A 5,108-nucleotide genomic window follows, 5' to 3' on the forward strand; every position below is an offset into this window, starting at 1 on the left:
TTGTTTTGCTGGGTTTTCGGACTCTAGTTTCAGATATTTCTGATTCACCTTCGGGTGTTTCGAGAGTCTTCAACGGAGAGTTTGATCCTGGCTCAGGACGAACGCTGGCGGCGTGCTTAACACATGCAAGTCGAGCGGTAAGGCCCTTCGGGGTACACGAGCGGCGAACGGGTGAGTAACACGTGGGTGATCTGCCTCGTACTTCGGGATAAGCCTGGGAAACTGGGTCTAATACCGGATATGACCTTCTGATGCATGTCAGTGGGTGGAAAGATTTATCGGTGCGAGATGGGCCCGCGGCCTATCAGCTTGTTGGCGGGGTAACGGCCCACCAAGGCGACGACGGGTAGCCGACCTGAGAGGGTGACCGGCCACACTGGGACTGAGACACGGCCCAGACTCCTACGGGAGGCAGCAGTGGGGAATATTGCACAATGGGCGAAAGCCTGATGCAGCGACGCCGCGTGAGGGATGACGGCCTTCGGGTTGTAAACCTCTTTCGACAGGGACGAAGCGCAAGTGACGGTACCTGTAGAAGAAGCACCGGCCAACTACGTGCCAGCAGCCGCGGTAATACGTAGGGTGCGAGCGTTGTCCGGAATTACTGGGCGTAAAGAGCTTGTAGGCGGTTCGTCGCGTCGATCGTGAAAACTTGGGGCTCAACCCCAAGCTTGCGGTCGATACGGGCGGACTTGAGTACTTCAGGGGAGACTGGAATTCCTGGTGTAGCGGTGAAATGCGCAGATATCAGGAGGAACACCGGTGGCGAAGGCGGGTCTCTGGGAAGTAACTGACGCTGAGAAGCGAAAGCGTGGGTAGCGAACAGGATTAGATACCCTGGTAGTCCACGCCGTAAACGGTGGGTACTAGGTGTGGGTTTCCTTCCACGGGATCCGTGCCGTAGCTAACGCATTAAGTACCCCGCCTGGGGAGTACGGCCGCAAGGCTAAAACTCAAAGGAATTGACGGGGGCCCGCACAAGCGGCGGAGCATGTGGATTAATTCGATGCAACGCGAAGAACCTTACCTGGGTTTGACATACACCGGAAACCTGCAGAGATGTAGGCCCCCTTGTGGTCGGTGTACAGGTGGTGCATGGCTGTCGTCAGCTCGTGTCGTGAGATGTTGGGTTAAGTCCCGCAACGAGCGCAACCCTTGTCCTGTGTTGCCAGCGGATTATGCCGGGGACTCGCAGGAGACTGCCGGGGTCAACTCGGAGGAAGGTGGGGACGACGTCAAGTCATCATGCCCCTTATGTCCAGGGCTTCACACATGCTACAATGGCCGGTACAGAGGGCTGCGATACCGTGAGGTGGAGCGAATCCCTTAAAGCCGGTCTCAGTTCGGATCGGGGTCTGCAACTCGACCCCGTGAAGTTGGAGTCGCTAGTAATCGCAGATCAGCAACGCTGCGGTGAATACGTTCCCGGGCCTTGTACACACCGCCCGTCACGTCATGAAAGTCGGTAACACCCGAAGCCGGTGGCCTAACCCTTGTGGAGGGAGCCGTCGAAGGTGGGATTGGCGATTGGGACGAAGTCGTAACAAGGTAGCCGTACCGGAAGGTGCGGCTGGATCACCTCCTTTCTAAGGAGCACTTCTCCACCGACACCCACACAGGTGGGATGGTAAACGTGTGGTGGCAGAGACCGTTCATGTCCTCGAATGTGGGACTGCGGGAGCTCATGGGTGGAACACTGACAAGCTTTATCGCATTCGATCAGTCCTGTGTGGTTGGTCGCGGTGAATATATCGGCACACTGTTGGGTCCTGAGAGAACACGCGAGTGTTTCTTTCTAGGCAAATAGACGATCCGATCGGGTTCCCGGTCATACCGATTCCAGTCCTGTGGGGCTGGGGTGCTGGTGTCGGAATTGGACTTGGTTGGGTGTGTTGTTTGAGAACTGCACAGTGGACGCGAGCATCTTTGTTAGTAAGTGTTTAAGAGCGTACGGTGGATGCCTTGGCACCAGGAGCCGATGAAGGACGTAGGAGGCTGCGATAAGCCTCGGGGAGCTGTCAACCGAGCTGAGATCCGAGGATTTCCGAATGGGGAAACCCAGCACGAGTGATGTCGTGTTACCCGCATCTGAATATATAGGGTGTGTGGAGGGAACGTGGGGAAGTGAAACATCTCAGTACCCACAGGAAGAGAAAACAACAGTGATTCCGTGAGTAGTGGCGAGCGAAAGCGGATGAGGCTAAACCATGCATGTGTGATACCCGGCAGGGGTTGCGTGTGTGGGGTAGTGGGGCTCACTTTCTTGTTACTGCCGTGACAAGCGAGAGTCAGAAACCGTTGTGTTAGTCGAAGTGGTCTGGAACGGCCTGTCGTAGAGGGTGAGAATCCCGTAGACGAAAACTCAACGGCTCTTGTAGTGAGTGCCCGAGTAGCAGCGGGCCCGTGAAATCTGCTGTGAATCTGCCGGGACCACCCGGTAAGCCTGAATACTCCCTGGTGACCGATAGCGGACTAGTACCGTGAGGGAAAGGTGAAAAGTACCCCGGGAGGGGAGTGAAATAGTACCTGAAACCGTGCGCTTACAATCCGTCAGGGCCTGCGCCGACTTCGGTCGGGTGGGTGATGGCGTGCCTTTTGAAGAATGAGCCTGCGAGTTAGTGGCATGTGGCGAGGTTAACCCGTGTGGGGTAGCCGTAGCGAAAGCGAGTCCGAATAGGGCGGTGGAGTCGCATGTTCTAGACCCGAAGCGGAGTGATCTACCCATGGCCAGGGTGAAGCGACGGTAAGACGTCGTGGAGGCCCGAACCCACTTAGGTTGAAAACTGAGGGGATGAGCTGTGGGTAGGGGTGAAAGGCCAATCAAACTCCGTGATAGCTGGTTCTCCCCGAAATGCATTTAGGTGCAGCGTCGCGTGTTTCACACCGGAGGTAGAGCTACTGGATGGTCTAGGGGGCCCACAAGCTTACCGAAATCAGCCAAACTCCGAATGCCGGTGTGTGAGAGCGCGGCAGTGAGACTGCGGGGGATAAGCTTCGTAGTCGAGAGGGAAACAGCCCAGATCGCCGGCTAAGGCCCCTAAGCGTGTACTAAGTGGAAAAGGATGTGGGGTCGCGAAGACAACCAGGAGGTTGGCTTAGAAGCAGCCACCCTTGAAAGAGTGCGTAATAGCTCACTGGTCAAGTGATCCTGCGCCGACAATGTAGCGGGGCTCAAGTACACCGCCGAAGCCGCGGCATTCACACATGTCATCCGCCTTGGACTACGGTTCTTGGTGCAGTGGTGTGGATGGGTAGGGGAGCGTCGTGCAGCCATGGAAGCAGCAGTGTGAACTAGTTGTGGAGGCTGTGCGAGTGAGAATGCAGGCATGAGTAGCGAAAGACGAGTGAGAAACTCGTCCGCCGAATGACCAAGGGTTCCTGGGCCAGGTTAATCCGCCCAGGGTGAGTCGGGACCTAAGGCGAGGCCGACAGGCGTAGTCGATGGACAACGGGTTGATATTCCCGTACCCGTGTATCCGCGCCCAATGGCGAATCAGTTGTGCTAAGTGTCCAGGACCGGATGGACCTCCTTCGGGAGGCCGGATGGCGATGCACACGACCCTGGCTGTAGTAGTCAAGCGATGGGGTGACGCAGGAAGGTAGCTGGGCCAGTCAGTGGTTGTACTGGTGTAAGCCTGTAGGGCGTTGTGTAGGCAAATCCGCACAACATGCAGCCTGAGAGGTGATGCGTAGCCGATTGAGGCGAATTCAGTGATCCTATGCTGCCGAGAAAAGCCTCTAGTGAGTTGGTACACGGCCCGTACCCCAAACCGACACAGGTGGTCAGGTAGAGAATACTAAGGCGATCGAGAGAACTGTGGTTAAGGAACTCGGCAAAATGCCCCCGTAACTTCGGGAGAAGGGGGACCAACGCTGGTGACGGAACTTGCTTCCTGAGCTGGTGGTGGTCGCAGAGACCAGAGAGAAGCGACTGTTTACTAAAAACACAGGTCCGTGCGAAGTCGTAAGACGATGTATACGGACTGACGCCTGCCCGGTGCCGGAAGGTTAAGAGGACCGGTTAGCTACTTCGGTGGCGAAGCTGAGAATTTAAGCCCCGGTAAACGGCGGTGGTAACTATAACCATCCTAAGGTAGCGAAATTCCTTGTCGGGTAAGTTCCGACCTGCACGAATGGCGTAACGACTTCTCTGCTGTCTCAACCACAGACTCGGCGAAATTGCATTACGAGTAAAGATGCTCGTTACGCGCGGCAGGACGAAAAGACCCCGGGACCTTCACTATAGCTTGGTATTGGTGTTCGGTACGGTTTGTGTAGGATAGGTGGGAGACTGTGAAAGCGGCACGCCAGTGTCGTGGGAGTCGTCGTTGAAATACCACTCTGATCGTATTGGACCTCTAACCTCGGACCATGATCTGGTTCAGGGACAGTGCCTGGTGGGTAGTTTAACTGGGGCGGTTGCCTCCCAAAATGTAACGGAGGCGCCCAAAGGTTCCCTCAGCCTGGTTGGCAATCAGGTGTCGAGTGCAAGTGCACAAGGGAGCTTGACTGTGAGAGCGACAGCTCGAGCAGGGACGAAAGTCGGGACTAGTGATCCGGCACCGGCAAGTGGAAGCGGTGTCGCTCAACGGATAAAAGGTACCCCGGGGATAACAGGCTGATCTTCCCCAAGAGTCCATATCGACGGGATGGTTTGGCACCTCGATGTCGGCTCGTCGCATCCTGGGGCTGGAGTAGGTCCCAAGGGTTGGGCTGTTCGCCCATTAAAGCGGCACGCGAGCTGGGTTTAGAACGTCGTGAGACAGTTCGGTCTCTATCCGCCGCGCGCGTCAGAAACTTGAGGAAGGCTGTCCCTAGTACGAGAGGACCGGGACGGACGAACCTCTGGTGTGCCAGTTGTCCTGCCAAGGGCACTGCTGGTTAGCTACGTTCGGAAGGGATAACCGCTGAAAGCATCTAAGCGGGAAGCCTGTTCCAAGATGAGGTTTCTCACCACCTTCGAGTGGTTAAGGCCCCCCACAGACCATGGGGTTGATAGGCCAGAACTGGAAGCCCGGTAACGGGTGTAGGTGACTGGTACTAATCGGCCGAGGACTTACCAACAAAGAAGCTACGCGTCCACTGTGCGGTATCTGAAACAACACACA

Annotated in this window: 2 rRNA genes; both read left to right on the forward strand. The window is 56.3% G+C overall.

The window, feature by feature from the left end:
- The first annotated feature begins 69 nt into the window (after nucleotides 1-69).
- Nucleotides 70-1,586, forward strand: a 16S ribosomal RNA gene (locus AB0H61_RS38910).
- A 344-nt stretch (nucleotides 1,587-1,930) separates the two neighbouring features.
- Nucleotides 1,931-5,064 (forward strand): 23S ribosomal RNA (locus AB0H61_RS38915).
- The 16S and 23S rRNA genes sit together here, the layout of an rRNA operon.
- The last annotated feature ends 44 nt before the right edge of the window (nucleotides 5,065-5,108 follow it).

It is taken from the genome of Nocardia sp. NPDC050710 (assembly GCF_040654375.1).
In the GTDB taxonomy this organism is placed as follows: Bacteria; Actinomycetota; Actinomycetes; order Mycobacteriales; family Mycobacteriaceae; genus Nocardia.